The organism is Limnobaculum parvum (assembly GCF_003096015.2).
Lineage (GTDB): Bacteria > Pseudomonadota > Gammaproteobacteria > Enterobacterales > Enterobacteriaceae > Limnobaculum > Limnobaculum parvum.
On the sequence record NZ_CP029185.2, the window covers coordinates 3804664 to 3820941 of the forward strand.

Below are 16278 nucleotides of genomic sequence, written 5' to 3' on the forward strand. Positions count from 1 at the left end.
GTCCGATAATGGATGGGTGTGTTTTGAATGGGTTTTTATTCTGTTTTAATATTCTAATTGTGTTGTTTTTATAAATATAAATTATTAATTTTCCATATAACTATAAATTGATTTAATTAATTTATTGATTTTAATTTATTGATTTTATTGTAATTTAATTGTTTATTTTTAATTTAATGAAAATTAAATTTAGTTTTTAATATATGATTAATATTTATTGTTTATATTAATTATGTGTTGGTGTTGTTATCGAGATATACTTGGTGTCTTTTAAAGGATATGTGTTTATTCATGTTGGTGAATAAGTTAATTGGATGTGATTAAACCTGTCTAATATTGGATGGTATATGAAAAATTTATAAAGTTTTGGGGAGATAAATAAGATTTGGTGGTTAATTTACAATGGGGTTAACTGGCTGTAATAATTGATAGCTTAGATAGCTATCGGGATTGATGCTGGTAAGATAAATTGTTCAGTCAGAAAGCCGGTGGGCTTCCTGACATGGCTTTATGAATAATCCAGCTAATGAGTCTGAATGGTTGGTGCAGGCGGTTTTTCTGCTTCATCGAAGACAGCATGACTGTCTTCGACCGGTGATTACTCCTCATATCCATGGAAACTCGAAATAGTCATGGAGACATCGTTTTTTACATCGTTACCCGGTTCCAGATGATAAGAAATGGATTCGCCATCGGAAGGTACTATACGCATATTGCACAGGCGAAAAGCATCGGACTTATTGGTCTGAATAATTTTTCCTGCTGAAAATTTAGGCATTTTTTCATCAGGATGTCGCTCTTTATGATGTTTTCTTAGCGCGTTTAAAACGCGCTGAACAATTATTGGGTGATCGCAATTTGCTGCAACTACTGGCTCTGGCTCTGCGGGCTGCTCAGCTCGGGTTGATGGTGTTGCTGAAGCTGGGGGGATATCTGCTACCGGCAATGGGGCAAGAGATTCAGATCGCTGCGGTGCGGAGGCGGGTTTATCTGTCTTACCGCATTTATTTACCCAGCTAATGATCATCATAAATATAATAAAAGGTAGGAGTTTACCCTTTATAAATCCGCTCTTTTTCTTTGGCTGGCTGATTGACCTTTCTGGCGGTTGCTGAACCACTGCGGGTTCATTAGCTTCTCGTTGAATAGAACGTTGGGCGGCTGAATGGTCAGCTTGTTCTTGCGCTATTCCTTGTTCTACCAGCCATAAAAAAAGATGGTAAGAGGTATTAAATTTGAGGGTATTGCGGCTCAAAAGCAGTGAACGGGCGTCAGCAAACTGTTGGTCATTAATAAAGTTAGTATTGTGGAGCTGGGTCAATAAATCGATATGTTGTTGCTGGGGGCTAATGCGATTCTCTGGCTGAGTGACTCTGGCCGATGGATTTGTTGATAGCGGTGTCGCTTCAGAAGCGCTCTCTATCGGTGGTGTACCAATAATTTTGTTATTCAATAACCAGGTAATGGCGCTGGATTGACTGTCAAAGCTGCTGGTCGTTCCGGACAGCAGGCAGGCGATAGCCTTTCGTCTTTCCTGCTCGGTAATCACGTTTTGATTGGTGAGATCTGCTAGTAGCGCGATTTGTTCATCGGTGGAGAGTGCCATAATTAAGCTGAATATTCCCTGTCTGTTTTCCTGATGGTTCGTTATAGCATTTTTAGGTTACTTGGGTGTAGTGAATCCCACTAACTCCGGTAATTTCATGGGACTAAGGGTACATTTTTCACTGTCTGCCAGCCAACTTTCAATATGCTGAACGGCTAAATTAGTGCTGATGGCCCAGGCAATATCCTGATGTTGGCTGGTAAGGCAAAACAGCTCGGGTTGAAAGTCTGCAAATAGCGTTTTTTGCTGCGGCATAACCTGAATTTGCTTCATTTGCCAGACGCCCTTGGCTGAGAGTTTTAGTACTGACTCTCTCAGAGTCCAGAGTTGCCAAAAACCGTTGGTTTGTTCTGACGCCGGTAAATTGGTCAGCCACTGATATTCATCATCACTGAAGCTGTATTGTGCTAACTCCATCAGCTTTCTTCTAGGGCGGATATGTTCCACATCCAATCCAATTCGACCCCTTTGCGCCAGCGCCACCATAATGTATTCACCGCTATGACTGATATTAAAATCAGGCAATGCAGTATCAGTAAAAACAGGACGCCCATTGTCAGAAGTAACGATATCAGGGAGTTCGGAGCAGCCCAACTGATGGAACATCAACTCAGCTAACAGCCAACGGCCAGAAATAAATTGCTGACGACGTTTAGGATTAAACTGTTCCCCCTGCCGCTGTATCGATATGGGAAGCCGCGACTGGTGGGCCGGCAGCCATTCTTCATTCGGTAGGCGCAGCGTTGCGATGGTAATGTTGGCGGGGGTTAGGCTCATAACATTATGACCAGCGTTTGATAATCAGTGAGGTATTGATGCCACCAAACGCAAAGTTATTGGATTGAATATATTGGGTATCAATATATCGACCATCATCAACGATATAATCTAATTTACCGCACTTTGGGTCAGGGGTTACCAGATTAATCGTAGGTGAAAACCATCCTTCCTGCATCATCTCAATAGATAGCCAGGCTTCAAGGGCCCCACAGGCTCCTAGGGTGTGGCCAAAATAGCTTTTCAGTGAAGATATGGGTGTGCGATTACCAAAAATAGCTTCTGTTGCCAGACTTTCTGCAATATCACCACGCTCGGTTGCGGTACCGTGTGCAGAAATATAACCAATATCATCTGACGACAAGTTGGCAGATTTTAATGCTTGTTCGATGCAAATTTTCATGGTTTCTTTGCGCGGTTGCGTAATATGGGATGCATCGCAATTGGTGGCAAAGCCGACAATTTCACCATATATTTTTGCTCCGCGTGCCAGAGCGTGTTCCATCTCTTCTAAAATCAGAGTGCCTGCACCTTCACCAATCACCAGACCATCACGTTGAGTATCGAAAGGGCGCGGTGACAGTTTAGGGCTATCATTCATCTGGCTGGTAGCAAACAGAGTATCAAAAACCACTGCTTCTGAAGGGCATAGCTCTTCAGCACCACCGGCTACCATAACAGTTTGATAACCATGACGAATGGCTTCATAAGCGTAGCCAATGGCCTGACTGCCAGAAGTACAGGCGCTGGAGGTTGGGATCACCCGCCCGCGTAAACCGAAAAATAGGCCGGTATTCACTGCCGCAGTATGGGGCATCATTTGTACGTAAGTTGTGGCAGTAATGCTGTAAACATTTTTGTCGTTGAGCATGGTTCCAAACTCACCAACTTGCTTGGTGCTGCCGGTTGAGGAACCATAAGCAATGCCCGTATCGCCATTATTCAGTACTTCATGGCCCAATAAACCAGACTGTTCCAACGCCATTTCAGTTGCCCGGGTGGCTAAAAGAGAAACTCTTCCCATTGAGCGGATTTTTTTACGAGTGTAGTGCTCAGGTAGTGTGAAGTTATTAATTGGTGCGCCAAGCAGCGTGTTCAGCCCCTCAAACTCTTGCCATTCTGGCATAAATTGCACGGCATTTTTTTTCTGTTTCAAATGATGGGAGATGGTCTGCCAGTCATTACCTAATGCCGTTACGCCGCCCATACCTGTGATGACAACTCTGCGCGTCATATCATACCTCCATTTATTGATATCACCTGACGCGTCACATAAGCCGCAATGTCAGACATTAAATAGCTGGCCAGCCCGGCCACTTCGTCACTGTTTCCCATGCGCTTGAGGGGGATCATTCGCATTGCCTCATCAAGAGCAGCCTGTTCCATATCAAGAATACCGGTATCAATTAGCCCCGGAGCAATACAGTTAACGGTGATTTTTCGTTTTGCCAATTCCAGAGCTAGTGCTTTGGTGGCACCAATAATACCTGCTTTGGCGGCACTGTAGTTTACCTGACCGCGATTTCCCGTAATTCCTGAAACAGAGGAGAGGGTAATAATGCGCCCACCTCGGCGTAAACCAATCATTGGCATAACGCAGGGATGAATTACGTTGTAGAAGCTATCCAGATTAGTATGGATTACGCCATCCCAGTCGCTCTCCGTTAACGCAGGGAAAGCGCCGTCCCGAATGATACCGGCATTATTCACCACGCCATAATAAGCGCCGTATTGTTCAATATCTTGTTCAATTAATTGACGGCATTCTTCGCGGTTACTGATATCAAAACAGATTAAACGACCACAACCACCCACAGAGGTGATTTGTTGTAGTGTTTGCTCTGCGCCAGTTTTATCACTCAGGTAGTGAACCACAATAGTGAATCCATCCTGTGCCAGACGGCAGGCAATAGCTTGCCCAATTCCTTTACTTGCGCCGGTGACTAAAACAGAACGCGTCATGCTGTTGGTTCCTCAGAAGTAGGAGGTTGTATGAGCCGTGCTAATTCCAGCTCGTCAGGTTGATAGACATTAAGTCTGGCCTGAATTATCTGTTCGCCATCAATTTCCAGATGGCAGTCAAAGCTGGCCAGTTTGTCATCTTGTAATTGCAGGGCGACGGATACACGCAATATGCTGTTGTATGGATACTCATGAAGCGTTGATTTAAGCCCCCGAGCACCGAGCAGCATACCTAATCGTGGTGTTTCGCTCTTTTTTATTCCGTGCCATCCGCGCCAAACCCCTATGGCTTGCGCCATTATTTCAATAGCAAACCAAGCTGGTAGAGCTTTACGTTCATTCAGAAACGGAGCAAGTATACCTTCGGTGCTGATTTTTACTTCACAAATAGCACTGTCATTATCAACGGCACAAACCTTCTCTAGAAACACCATCGGTGATTCATGGGGTAGATAATATGTCGCAGGCTGAAAGTCCATCATCCAACATCTCCCAACAGTACACAGGCGTTATTTCCGCCAAAAGCAAATGAGTTTGAAATAATTGTTTTATTGGTTATTTTTTGCGGTGAGGTCATCAAATTAATATCGGCAAGCGTTCTATCTTTTACTGACATTGAAAAGTCCTGAATGGGTAAATTGAGATCCTGCGTCAAAATTAACCAACTGAGGATCGCCTCGGTAATGCCTGCCGCACCGAGTGTGTGCCCGGTAAGATGTTTTGTTGAGCTACAGGGGGTGGTATGACCAAAAAGCCGGTTGATGGCTTTACTTTCTGCGGCATCATTTAGAGGAGTCGCTGTGCCGTGCAGATTAATATACCCGATTTGGTCAGGGGTCATTCCTGCCTGAGTCAGTGCCATTTTCATCGCTTTTTCAGCCCCCACACCTTCAGGATGAGGCGCAGACATATGCCAAGCATCTGATGACTCGCCCATGCCTAAAAGCGCAATCTGGCCTGGTTGACGGGTTAGTAGGACTAATCCGGCACTCTCACCAATATTGATACCGTTTCGCCCTTCCGCGAACGGTTGGCAGAGCTGGCTGGATATGGACTCCAGACTGTTAAAGCCGTTAATTGCCATCCGACACAGGCTATCAGCCCCACCAACCAGTGCAGCATCGGCCAGTCCGGCTTTAATTAATCGATAGCCGCTGATAATGGCGCGAACGCTGGAGGAGCAGGCGGTAGAAATCGTATAGGCTGGGCCATTCAACTTCAGTAAGGCCGCCAGAAATTGAGCCGGATCCCCTAACTCTTGTTGCTGATAGTAATAGCTATCGGGAAGTTCCCCGGTAGCAAGCTGGTGAGCAATGGCTAACTCACCTTCATGTATACCGGAGGTACTGGTTCCCATCACAACGGCGATACGCGCCGATCCAAATTGGCGAATAGTGGCATCCAACTGCGGGCGGATTTGTTCAAGGGCGGCCATCAGCAGGCGATTGTTTCTGGAGTTATGCTGAGCAAGTTCTACAGGAACTTCTGGTAATGGCGCACAAACCTCACCAATCCAGGTGGGTTTCTGGTTCAATAACCAGTCAGTAGAAGGCTTAAGCCCGGATTTTCCCTGAGCCAGATTCTCGCTGATTTGTTCCAGCGAATGGCCTAATGCGTTAGTCATCCCGGCGGCAGAAAAATAGATCATGACGAGGTATCCACGTTTTGAATGCTGATCTGATAGCCAAAATGGTGCTGAGTAATCAGGACGGGTTCACGCCGGTTATTGCCTGACTGATACTGAATTTCGCTGATGACATTACCTTTGTTATCCGTGAGTATTCGCTTGTCCTGCTGGTCGCTTAACTGCCATCCTTCAGGCAAATGCGCCTGCCAGTCGGCTATTGGCCAATAGCTCAACATAATATCGGCTAATACTTGTTCCGCAGGAGGAAGCTGAGGTAGGGCAATGGACTGTTCGGTATGAATACCTGTTGCATCGTAAGTCAGTTTAAATAACCGAATACCCACCGGGGACAATGCTGCCAGAGTGATCTTTTCATGGTCAGCATCCAGTAATACCAGCATCGATTGGGATTTATCCTCAATCGTAGCGGTCAGTAGTTGCTGATAGTGCAGCGGAGAAGCCAGCGTTGGCGCAGGTAGCGTGACTTTGGTACCGCGTTTTAGCCAGGCTTGAGGGTGGCTCTGATCCTGACTAAGCGAACAGCCGCTTAGCAACAGTATTAAGAAAGCGCTAATCAACCCTGTTGTTATTTTCATGATATTTTCTCGGGGGTAGTACGTTCTGGCAACGCCAGTGGTGAAAGAATAAATGCGGCAAAGATCCCGCCACTGAGTACCAGACCAAAACCTGAAATAGCTTGAGTACCACTGGCTGCCAGCAAGCCAAAACTTAACTCGGTGGTTAACGCCGCGAGTAAAATAGAGAGCATGGAGGTGGACGGTGTTCCCGCTGGATTACTGAAAAACAGCGTGTAATCAATGCCGATACCCAGCACCAGAATCAAGGCTAATAAAGAGAATAGATTGAGCGATTGCCCACTCAGGCTAAGCACTGATAAAGCAACGCCTAGCGATAATATGGTTGGGATAATACAACGTAAACCTTGTTTGATGCCGAAACGCCATAAAAACAACACACCAATAATCAGAACTGAGATGCCGAGCAATGTGGTCAGATGTTGGCGATAAACAGAAAACAGCGTAGAGAACTCCGTGTGCTTATCCACCCAATGTGTTCCACTGTGGCTGTTTGCCATTTGTTTTAATGCCACAGGGTTGGTAACACCCTCTACCGGAACCAGAACTGCAGATTGGCCATTATCCAGACTGAGCCATAACAGTTGCCAACCCTCACTGGCTACGCTATTAAGCCAATTCTGAGGTTTAACCGTTGGTTGCTCAAACGATGGCAACGTTGTGTTAATACCCGCTTGCTGTAATCGATGGATGATTTCCGGTGCCTGCTGTTTTATTAACGCGATATTTTTTTGCTGCTGCTGTTCTGATGGGAAAGGAAGGAATCGGTACCCGTTGAGCCAGCCGGACTGCTTTGCCGTATTCAGAGCACTTTCTAATGATTCCAGCCGTTGTAACGTTTGTTCCGGTGATTCGCCATAAACCATAAGCCACTTTTGATCGCTGTGCTGTCCGGTTAGCGCGGCAATCTGGCGATCTTGCTGCTGAAATTCAGGAGGAAGGGTTTGCAGTTTACGAATATCGTCATCGGTTTTTAGCTGAATAAAACCAGCTACGCTAATCAATAAAGCGATCAGAGGTATACCAATACGGAAGGCCTTTCCGTTTTGCCAATAGAAAAGCCAACGGTGAATAAAGCCAAGACGCAGCGTTTTGCGAACCGGAAGGCGGCGAGAAAGCCACGGATACCAGCAGATGACGGTTAAAAATGCTCCAGTGAGTCCGGCGGCGGCAAAAATAGCCAATTGCTGCAAACCGGGGAAGGGTGCGATAAATAGCAAGAGGTAAGCAATCGAGCTAGAAATTACCGCCAGTAATAGCGCAGGGAAGAGCTTCTTCATGCTGACCAGCGCAGACTCATCTTCACCATGTACCATACGCTCGGTTAAATAATGCAGCGCATAGTCAATAGAAATCCCCACCACGCTGGTACTCATCACCAACGTCATAACGTGGACTTCGCCAAACAGAATAAATACCGCCACGCTTCCGCTAATGGCACCAATAGTGAGAGATAACAGCGTAAGCCACAGTGGTTTTAGCGAGCGAAAAACCAACAGAATGAGAATGATAATGCCTAAACCAGAGACGCTGCCAATGGTGGACATATCTTGTTGAGCCTGTTGGCTGGCATAGTCGCTATAAAACAGGGTTCCTCGCTGTAAAACTTGAGTGCCTGGCCATTTTTGCGCCACCAGCTGTTTTAGCTGGTCCAGCTTTTTAACGGTCTGGCGAGCGCTTTGGATATCATAAGATGAAGTGTTCAGTTCACCGTGTAGCAAATACCAGGTTCTACCCTGTGGGTCTTTGCTGGTTAGCCAACCGTTATTCAGCTGTAGCGTTCGGTTATTTTGTTGCTGAGTTATCTGGGCTGAACGCATGGTTAGCAGTGGATCGTTATTCAGCTCTTTGGCGCTAATACCGGAAAACGGCGAATAAATCTGGCTTAAAATCCAGTCGGATTGGGCGGAAGCATCGCCAGCCAGACGCTGTTGGGTTGCGCTATCTAACAAGGCGTAACGATTATCAAAAAAGAACTTTCCCCACTGCTGCTGGTGGTCTGCACTCATCTGGCCCGATGTATTACTGAAGGCTGCCATCTGTTTTAGCTGCTGTTGCCACCAAAGGACCGGCGCTTGATCGTCGGGCTGAGGCGGGCTGATTAACCAGACTAATTGACGATCCAAACGTTGGTTAAATCCCTCTTCCAGCGCAGGGGGAACATTTTCAATGTGCTCTTTAGGCAGCAGGGCCATAACGCTGCTGTTCAGGTGACTATTGGGTAACACCACCATTAGCGCGATCAGCAATGCAATAACACCCAGTACCCAGGCGTATGCAATTCGGCGATGTACCTCAGGACGAAAAATGGTGTTTTTCATCTGGAGTCAGTGCTGTGGGGGTGGTGGTTTGGTCAAAGAATCGAATATGAGTGCTGTCGTCTTGCATATCATTAATTTGAATCTCATTCAGAAACTCAGAGCCGTTCAGGGTGATTTGGCGAAATAATTTGTCGAGCGGTGTCGTGGTGGGCTGCAAGATTAACTGCCAATTGCCTTTACCAAGATAGCTAAACTGCAAGTTAAAGTTCTGCTCTAGCGCTTTACGGTCCGCGTGGAAAAGAGCGGTCAAGATCGAGTTAAAACGAAACATCTGCGGGTTGTTGTCGGCAGTAATCACCTGAGGTGGTTGCCCAGCCATGCGCTGTTCCATCCTAGTTTCGTTCATCATGAGTATTAGTGGAAACGGTTTGGTTTGATTCCAGATTAAACCATGGGCTTTTGCAATCAGGACGTTACCGTTGGATTTCAGCGGTTGAGACATGCCGCTGATGGTGCGCTGCTGTTCGAACTGGGCTCGCAAAACGGGTTGATGGCTGAAACGTTGCTGTAAGTCATCAAGTGTTACCGCTGACGCTGTCTGACTTAGCAGCAGGAAGGCGCTGGTAATGAATGAAGCGAATAACCAGAAAAAATGTTTCATGGCTGAACACCTAATTTATCAAACAGTACAGAAGGGCTGACGAAACACATTTCGCCATTCTGTTCATTGACCGCAACTTGAATGGTGTAACCCTTCGTCAATTTTTTACCGCTGGCGGCATCAACAATGATGTAGTCAATACGCAGGCGGTTTTCATATTCTGTCAGGTGAGCGTTGACGCGGATTTTCTGTTCAAAGCAGGCCGGAGCAATGTATTTGACTCGTGTATCGATAACGGGCCAGACATAGCCAGAATCGCGCATTTGCTGATAGCCATAATCAAACTGTTTTAGTAAGGCTTCCCGCGCCACTTCGAAATAGCGAAAGTAGTTACCGTGCCAGACTACATGCATGGAATCTACATCGTGAAATGGCACTGTCAGTTCAATATCGATGGATAAACGGGGATCGGAATTAAGATTCATGATTATAGCCTGACTCTTTTTTTGGCGCGTTCAACTGCCAGAATTGGTAAAAGTTAAACCAGTCTAATGGTGATATCAGACTGTAGTGTTCCAAGCGTTTCGCATAGCGCTCGACGGTCTGTTGAATGGCTTGTTGGCGGTTTTCTCTCGGCAGAATTAATGGGTCAGCAAATTTCTCAAAATGGATAGAGAACTGCCCGTTAGGCTTCAGGCCAAACATTAAGTATACCGGGCAGCGCAGTACAGAAGCTAAAATAAAAGGCCCCTGAGGAAACGGTGCGGGTTTCCCTAAAAATTCGGCCCAGACAATGTGCTGCTCGCTTTTTCGGTGATATTGGCTGACGGGAGTTCGGTCTCCTACAATGGCGACCCACTCTCCGGCATCCAGCTTTTGTTTTAGTAAAATGGCAACCTCGGGTCCCCAATGACTAACCTGAATCAGATTGATATTGGAAGTGGGATTGATCTCCTGCATCACCTGATTGAAACGCTCAGCGTGCTGAGTGAAGACCAGCGCATTAATTTTTATATCAAAGGAGAGTTCTCCCAGCGCCCGACAAACCTCTAAATCGCCAAGGTGTGAACCAAGAATCAGTGTGCCCTGTTGGGTGGCTAATTGGTTTATGCATTCATTTTTGTCTGGGAAATCTACCTGCTCCAACTTAATGTCACCTAACCAACAGGCCAGTTTATCCAGCATGGCTTCGCCAAAACGCATAAAGTGGCGATAGCTGGTGAGGTTAGGCGGCAGGAAATGATTCTGCTGTGTGGCGTATTTTTTTAGCTGGTGCAGATAGTGTTCTGAAGCTTTGCGCTGCTGATTCCCTGTTAGCCAGTAAAAGCCAATAACCGGATACAGCAGTAGATTAAATGCCGGTCGGCCAAACAGGCGATACGTTTTTACCATCAGGCGGATGCCCCATAGCCCTTTACGTTCGCTGGTGTTTGACCAGTGAGTTTCTGGGGTGAAATGTCGCATTATTAGCGATGGCATTTTGGGTAACATCGAAAGAAATAGCCGGGTATGCATCCACGAAATTCGCAGGTTGTCGCGCCAGACATCAAAATGAGACAGGCCATCTTCGGGATAAATGACTTTGGTCGGAATAAAACGTGATTGGGTGCCTTGCCAGTAGAGACGTACCATGATTTCGGTATCAAAATCCATCCTCTGCCCAAGAGCCACTTTATCCGCAAGAGCCAGAACAATATCTACCGGGTAGGCACGAAAGCCGCACATGCTATCGCGAATAGACAGCGAGAGTGTTTCAATCCACACCCAAACGTGAGTAATGTAGCGAGAGTAAAGTCGGGACTTAGGCACGCTGTCATCGTAAATAGGCTGACCGGAAATCAACTGATCCGGGTACTGTTGTGCTTCAGCCAGCAGATGGGGAATATCTTCTAGATGATGTTGGCCGTCGGCATCGATTTGTATACCGTGACTGTATCCCTGACGATTTGCTTCCCTTAACGCGCTGAGTACTGCGCCTCCTTTTCCCTTGTTATTGGGGTGTCGAACCAGCGTTACCCAGCCATATTGTTGGCTGAGCCTGTCCAGTTCATCGGCGGTTTCTTTTTGGCTGCCATCATCCACAATAACGCAGTGCAGGTGAAAAGATTCAAGCTGCTGTAGGGTAGCGGCCATGGTTGTACCATGGTTATAGCAGGGAATGATCAGACAGGGATTAAAGGTATCCCCCGATGGTTTTACTGGCATAAGTTAATCCTGCCGCTACTGGCAACTATTTCACCACAGCAATATTGGAAATTAAGCCGGGATTTTTTTTCATCCCAACTAAGGGTTAAGGTAATTTCTTCGCCGGGAAATAGCGGGCGTTGAAACTTCACCACTTCTATCGCACTAAATACGGGAGAATGCGGGAAAATCTCTGCGGCGTAATGTATCGCCCAATGAATTTGAGTCACGCCTGGCAATATTGACTGTTCAGGAAAATGACCTTTAAACCAGAGCAGTTCTGGCTGGAGTTTAAAATGGAGAGTGGCGCTTCCGTCGTCAGCGATTTGACGGGCGTTTTCCTGTGGCAACTTCATAAAAACAGTTCCTGTAATTCACTGTAGGCACGTTTGCCCTGAGTATTTAGCGGGATAGTTTTCACTATTCGCCAGCGTTTGGGCACGGCAACCGGCTCAAGCCATTCTCTTAATCGTTGGCGTAAATGGCGAGTCAGGACGATCTCGCCCTGTTGGTAATATTGTTCACCGGCTTCTGTTAGTACGATAATGGCGGCCAGAACTGTGCGGTTCCCCTGAGTCAGTGGAATAATCGCAGCATCACAGATTTCATTGAGTGAAAGCAGGCGTTGCTCCACACCGGTAAGTGAAAGGCGTTTCTCTTCAATCTTAATGATTTTATCTTTACGGCCTAACAGGTGAAATCCGTGGTCATCAATGCGGATGATATCGTAAATAGTACTGCCCGAATCATCTTCAAACAGCGGTGATGTGACATGGATGATATCGTCCTGAAGCTGGGCGATATCGATACCATCAAACGCTAACCAAGGTTGTTCTGGGTGTTGTTGGGTGCGATGGGCGATAACACCTGTCTCACTGGTGCCATAAATTTCCAGAGGTAAAACCCCCAAGCACTGTCGTACGCGTTGTGCTTCTTCTAGATCCAGCGGGCCTCCGGCGGAGACTATCATGGTGCACTTTAACGGAGACAGACTGCAATCCAATCGTTTTAGGTAGGCCGGGCTGGCGACTAATGTGAGTGGTATTGCGGTTAGCAGTTGTAGCTGCTCATGATACTCCGTTGTCAGCGCATTAAAGGGTAACCCTAAAGCAAGGGGTAAAAGAATACGGAAGGTTAAACCATAAAGGTGCTGATGGGAGACCGTTGCGGCCACCTGAGTATTTGCCAGCTGCTTTGCGCAATAGTGCGCTAGGATTTCGCTTTCCGCTTCCAGTAGCCTGACGGGTTTAGAAACGGCTTTCGGCTGTCCGGTTGAACCAGAGGTAAACAAAATAATTTTGGCTTGCGTTGGCCAATCGGGAAGATCGGAGTCGGAAAAAGATTCGTTTTGCTCCGGTGGTTCCGCTGATATCTGAATTGTCGGGCAAGTCATTTGTAACGGTAGATCGGTCAGTAACGCATCAAAAGAGCCCTGCTGTTGCTGTTCCTGCAATTGAGTTTGACGCAAATGCCCCGGAATAACAGGGGTTTTATTACTGTAAAGCAACGCTATCATAGCAGCAGAAAAAAGATAACTATCATTAAAGCAGATAGCCCAGCGCTTTTCAGGCGAGGTTTGTAACTGTTGAATTAGCGATGTAATCCGATGACGAAAGTCAGATAGCGTGAGCTGTTGATCGCCACGCCAGGCTATCTGCGTATTATTGGGGCGTTGAGTGTTTAGCGTATCTTGCAGGCGTAATGTTAGGCGTGACGCAGCATTTTTCTGATTATCCATTCTGCACTCATTAATAATCCCATTAAAACATAACTGATAGCGCCATTGTACAAGGTCCATAACTTGATATCGCCGTACAGACAGGTAAAGAGCGCTATGCTTCCATTCAATATGAAAAACAGACACCAAACCTGAGTCACTTTTTGCGTATAGCGTACGCCCTCAGGGGGTAAATCAGGCTCAGTTAACCGTGCCAATCGTTCGACAATAGTCGGTGGATTAAACAGCGAATGACCAAACAAAGCCAATAACAGAATGCTAACTACCACCGGATAATAAAGTAACCAGTGATTTTGTTTCAGAAGCCAACTGGCAAGGGCTAATGCGATACCTAATAACGCAAATGCTTTCATCAGCCAGGATAGCTGTCGAATTTTCCCTCTGGCCAGTATTAGACGACTGGCAAAAAGTATTATCAATGCAGGCGCTAATACTGATGACTCCCAATAAGTTAAACCAAAATAGACAGCAAACGGATAACCGATAACGGCCAGCGCTGTTATTCCCTGAATAACTATTGAGGGGGAAAGCCGGGATGGCTTGTCGCTATTCATCAGCAATGACGATAGAGGCTACTGGTTTTTCAGTAACTGGTCGATAGCATTAACCACATCTTCAACAGTACGAACTGATTTAAAAACTTCAGGGTTAATCTTTTTCCCCGTCATCTTTTGCAGATGCACGACCAGATCAACCGCGTCGATACTGTCCAGCTCTAGGTCTTCATACAGTTTGGTATCGAGTTTAATATCGTCAGCATCTAACTCAAAAAGCTTTACCATAATGGTTTGAATTTCATTAAAAATATGTTGTTTATCCATTAGTGTTTACCTTTAATTATTTGCCGTGTTGTGAGGCAATAAGCGCTGAAAGAGAGGCGATAGAATAAAAATGTTTGCGAGTATCTTCACTTTCAGCCGAAAGGACAACGCCATAGTGATTTTTAATGGCTAAACCTAACTCTAATGCATCAATTGAATCCAAACCGAGACCATCACCAAACAGAGGGGCATCCGTATCGATATCTTCCGGAGTCATTCCCTCTAAATTCAGGGAGTCAATGATAAGTTTTTTAATTTCTTGATTTAATACATCCATTATTTTTTCTCATTCGTTTTTATCGGCTCAGGGATGAGCTTCTGACTTAAAATTCGCGTCAAACGACGAGCGGCAATAGCTGGCGAAGCATCGCCCTCAGCAGCGTAATCCTTTGCGCTAATTTTTTCTTTCACTACGAGTTGAAACAAGGGTTTCATTTTTGGAATATTATACCACTTTCGCTGTTTCGTCAGCACTGGTTGGTCACAATGAATCGTGACTAACCGAATATTGGCATCGCATCGTACAGCGATATTGGCGGCACCTCGTTGCAAATGCATTGCTTTACCGGGAGTAGTTCGCGTTCCTTCAGGAAATATCAAAATCATCCCATTGTTATTTAATATTTCTTTGCATTGCGGTAATAAAATTTCTGACTCGGAGTTAGCAATATATCCGGCAGATTTAATCACGCCACAAACAAAAAAATTATTTAATAAAGACTGTTTAACAATGCAGTCACAGCGCGGCATGCAAGAGGCTAAAAAAACGTAGTCCAACAGGCTGGGATGGTTGGCGACAACAATACAACCCGCATCCTGTTTTAGTTTTTCAACGCCATAAAACTGGTAATCTAACACGCGAACAAAACGCATGAGCCAGATAAAAAGCTTAAAGCTATAGCGAATACTGCTTTGTGTCAGTTGGATACAGCGTTGTCGGTCTTTGACCAACAGGCGTAATGTAGAAAACCAAAAGGTAGAGAGCAACAACCCACCAATGCCAAATAAGGCAAAGCAAAATCCGGTAGCTGCAATACGCCAGATACGATTCAGAACGGAAGAGTGTCTCTGGGCTGTTACTATTGGTGCCATTGCCAGTCAGACCTCATTCCCTGTAGTGTGAACTGAGGATCTTTTGCCAGCCAGTGCTGCATAAAGGTTAAACTTTGCGGTAATACAGGGTTTTCAGTCTTGCTAGATAGAGGGTATACGTTTTTATCTCTTTGCTGACAGCGTAGCGTTTCACCCGATGAGATTAGAAGTCCAACAGCGTAAGCGGGCACCTGATGTTTTATCCGTGTCTGATAGACGTCAGGTACCGCCCCGTCAAAATCAACCAATAGCACTTTTTTAGCACCATCAGCCAGCATCGCCTGTGCTTCCAGCATTCCCTGTTGAAAACCATCAATATCAGCGGCAATTGATGTTATCGGTAATGGCTGTTTTCCAGTAATGGTTAACAATCCGGATGCCGTGTTATGAACGGACATAGCAAAGTCTGTTGGTGAAATATCCTGCTGCTGGCAAAGCCCTTCAATGATTTTACAGGTTCGTTCAAGCTCGCCGTGTCGGCTAATAAAAATAGCGGCATCAGGTTGTTGGTTCAGCAAGGTCAGGCCTACCTCTACGCTGAGTCGACTGGCGGTGCTCATGCGACGGGCAGTCATCATTGGAATGTGTTGAGTTTTGGGTAAGGCTTCACTCCAGTCAGTTTCTGGGTGTATTGACCAGCTTTGCCATTGTTCGATGTTACATAATCCCGGAGCCAGTGCACACCAATCCAGAATGTTAAATGAATATGTCATTGATGATTAATGCCTTTTTAGCAATCCCTTGTTAATGCACTAGCATGGTGGCTGATATTTAAATCTAATGTCTTGGGCAACATAATATATAAATGAAAGTGTTTTTGCTGCTGTAATTCCTGTTTTTATCAGAATTATTCAGATTTCATATTATTAATCAGAGTGTTTTCATTTTGATATATAAAATTTTTAGTTCATTAACCTATTGTACTTTTTTATTCATATGTAGATAAATCGTTATGTCTTAAGTTATTATCTGGCTTGAAAAAATAAGTAACAATACGAAGCGATAACTATTAC

General features: G+C 45.6%; 18 protein-coding genes. All 18 read right to left on the reverse strand.

Annotation, left to right across the window (positions count from 1 at the left end; all coding sequences use genetic code 11):
* Positions 1 to 598 precede the first annotated feature (598 nt).
* Genes HYN51_RS16025 through HYN51_RS16110 form a run of 18 tightly spaced genes read right to left on the reverse strand, consistent with a single transcriptional unit; the run spans position 599 to position 15978 of the window.
* Positions 599 to 1606, reverse strand: a complete 1008-nt coding sequence (locus HYN51_RS16025) for a hypothetical protein (protein WP_108900931.1) — start codon at positions 1604 to 1606, stop codon at positions 599 to 601.
* A gap of 57 nt (positions 1607 to 1663) precedes the next feature.
* Complete coding sequence (locus HYN51_RS16030; protein WP_108900932.1) at positions 1664 to 2383, reverse strand: 4'-phosphopantetheinyl transferase family protein; 720 nt, start codon at positions 2381 to 2383, stop codon at positions 1664 to 1666.
* Positions 2384 to 2387: 4 nt separating this feature from the next.
* Entirely contained in the window at positions 2388 to 3617 is a 1230-nt protein-coding gene (locus HYN51_RS16035; protein ID WP_108900933.1) for a beta-ketoacyl-ACP synthase, read from the reverse strand.
* Complete coding sequence (locus tag HYN51_RS16040; RefSeq protein WP_108900934.1) at positions 3614 to 4345, reverse strand: 3-ketoacyl-ACP reductase FabG2; 732 nt, start codon at positions 4343 to 4345, stop codon at positions 3614 to 3616. The genes HYN51_RS16035 and HYN51_RS16040 overlap by 4 nt, the downstream gene beginning before the upstream one ends.
* Positions 4342 to 4827: an ApeP family dehydratase gene (locus tag HYN51_RS16045; RefSeq protein ID WP_108900935.1), complete on the reverse strand. Its 486-nt coding sequence runs from the start codon at positions 4825 to 4827 to the stop codon at positions 4342 to 4344. Before HYN51_RS16045 ends, HYN51_RS16040 begins: the two co-directional genes overlap by 4 nt.
* Positions 4824 to 5993 (reverse strand): beta-ketoacyl-[acyl-carrier-protein] synthase family protein, encoded by a 1170-nt coding sequence (locus HYN51_RS16050; RefSeq protein ID WP_108900936.1) that lies wholly within the window; start codon positions 5991 to 5993, stop codon positions 4824 to 4826. The genes HYN51_RS16045 and HYN51_RS16050 overlap by 4 nt, the downstream gene beginning before the upstream one ends.
* A complete protein-coding gene (locus HYN51_RS16055) occupies positions 5990 to 6568 on the reverse strand; it encodes a DUF3261 domain-containing protein (protein ID WP_108900937.1) in 579 nt (192 codons plus the stop codon). The genes HYN51_RS16050 and HYN51_RS16055 overlap by 4 nt, the downstream gene beginning before the upstream one ends.
* Positions 6565 to 8889, reverse strand: a complete 2325-nt coding sequence (locus HYN51_RS16060) for an MMPL family transporter (protein WP_108900938.1) — start codon at positions 8887 to 8889, stop codon at positions 6565 to 6567. The genes HYN51_RS16055 and HYN51_RS16060 overlap by 4 nt, the downstream gene beginning before the upstream one ends.
* On the reverse strand, positions 8864 to 9490 hold the full coding sequence (locus HYN51_RS16065; protein WP_108900939.1) for a LolA family protein: 627 nt from the start codon (positions 9488 to 9490) through the stop codon (positions 8864 to 8866). Before HYN51_RS16065 ends, HYN51_RS16060 begins: the two co-directional genes overlap by 26 nt.
* The gene (locus HYN51_RS16070) at positions 9487 to 9915 is read right to left on the reverse strand and encodes an acyl-CoA thioesterase (protein ID WP_108900940.1); all 429 of its coding nucleotides are present in this window, start codon (positions 9913 to 9915) and stop codon (positions 9487 to 9489) included. Before HYN51_RS16070 ends, HYN51_RS16065 begins: the two co-directional genes overlap by 4 nt.
* Positions 9905 to 11635 carry a glycosyltransferase family 2 protein gene (locus HYN51_RS16075; RefSeq protein ID WP_108900941.1) on the reverse strand — a complete coding sequence of 577 codons (1731 nt, stop codon included), beginning with the start codon at positions 11633 to 11635 and terminating at the stop codon, positions 9905 to 9907. The genes HYN51_RS16070 and HYN51_RS16075 overlap by 11 nt, the downstream gene beginning before the upstream one ends.
* Positions 11626 to 11970 carry an ApeI family dehydratase gene (locus HYN51_RS16080; protein ID WP_108900942.1) on the reverse strand — a complete coding sequence of 115 codons (345 nt, stop codon included), beginning with the start codon at positions 11968 to 11970 and terminating at the stop codon, positions 11626 to 11628. Before HYN51_RS16080 ends, HYN51_RS16075 begins: the two co-directional genes overlap by 10 nt.
* Positions 11967 to 13352: an AMP-binding protein gene (locus HYN51_RS16085; protein WP_108900943.1), complete on the reverse strand. Its 1386-nt coding sequence runs from the start codon at positions 13350 to 13352 to the stop codon at positions 11967 to 11969. The genes HYN51_RS16080 and HYN51_RS16085 overlap by 4 nt, the downstream gene beginning before the upstream one ends.
* Positions 13319 to 13906: a COG4648 family protein gene (locus tag HYN51_RS16090; protein ID WP_108900944.1), complete on the reverse strand. Its 588-nt coding sequence runs from the start codon at positions 13904 to 13906 to the stop codon at positions 13319 to 13321. Before HYN51_RS16090 ends, HYN51_RS16085 begins: the two co-directional genes overlap by 34 nt.
* A gap of 18 nt (positions 13907 to 13924) precedes the next feature.
* Positions 13925 to 14173, reverse strand: coding sequence for an acyl carrier protein (locus tag HYN51_RS16095; protein ID WP_108900945.1), 249 nt, complete (start codon positions 14171 to 14173; stop codon positions 13925 to 13927).
* Positions 14174 to 14189: 16 nt separating this feature from the next.
* Positions 14190 to 14450, reverse strand: coding sequence for a phosphopantetheine-binding protein (locus HYN51_RS16100; RefSeq protein WP_108900946.1), 261 nt, complete (start codon positions 14448 to 14450; stop codon positions 14190 to 14192).
* A complete protein-coding gene (locus HYN51_RS16105; RefSeq protein ID WP_108900947.1) occupies positions 14450 to 15265 on the reverse strand; it encodes a lysophospholipid acyltransferase family protein in 816 nt (271 codons plus the stop codon). The genes HYN51_RS16100 and HYN51_RS16105 overlap by 1 nt, the downstream gene beginning before the upstream one ends.
* Complete coding sequence (locus HYN51_RS16110) at positions 15253 to 15978, reverse strand: beta-ketoacyl synthase chain length factor (RefSeq protein ID WP_108900948.1); 726 nt, start codon at positions 15976 to 15978, stop codon at positions 15253 to 15255. Before HYN51_RS16110 ends, HYN51_RS16105 begins: the two co-directional genes overlap by 13 nt.
* Between the last annotated feature and the right edge of the window lie 300 nt (positions 15979 to 16278).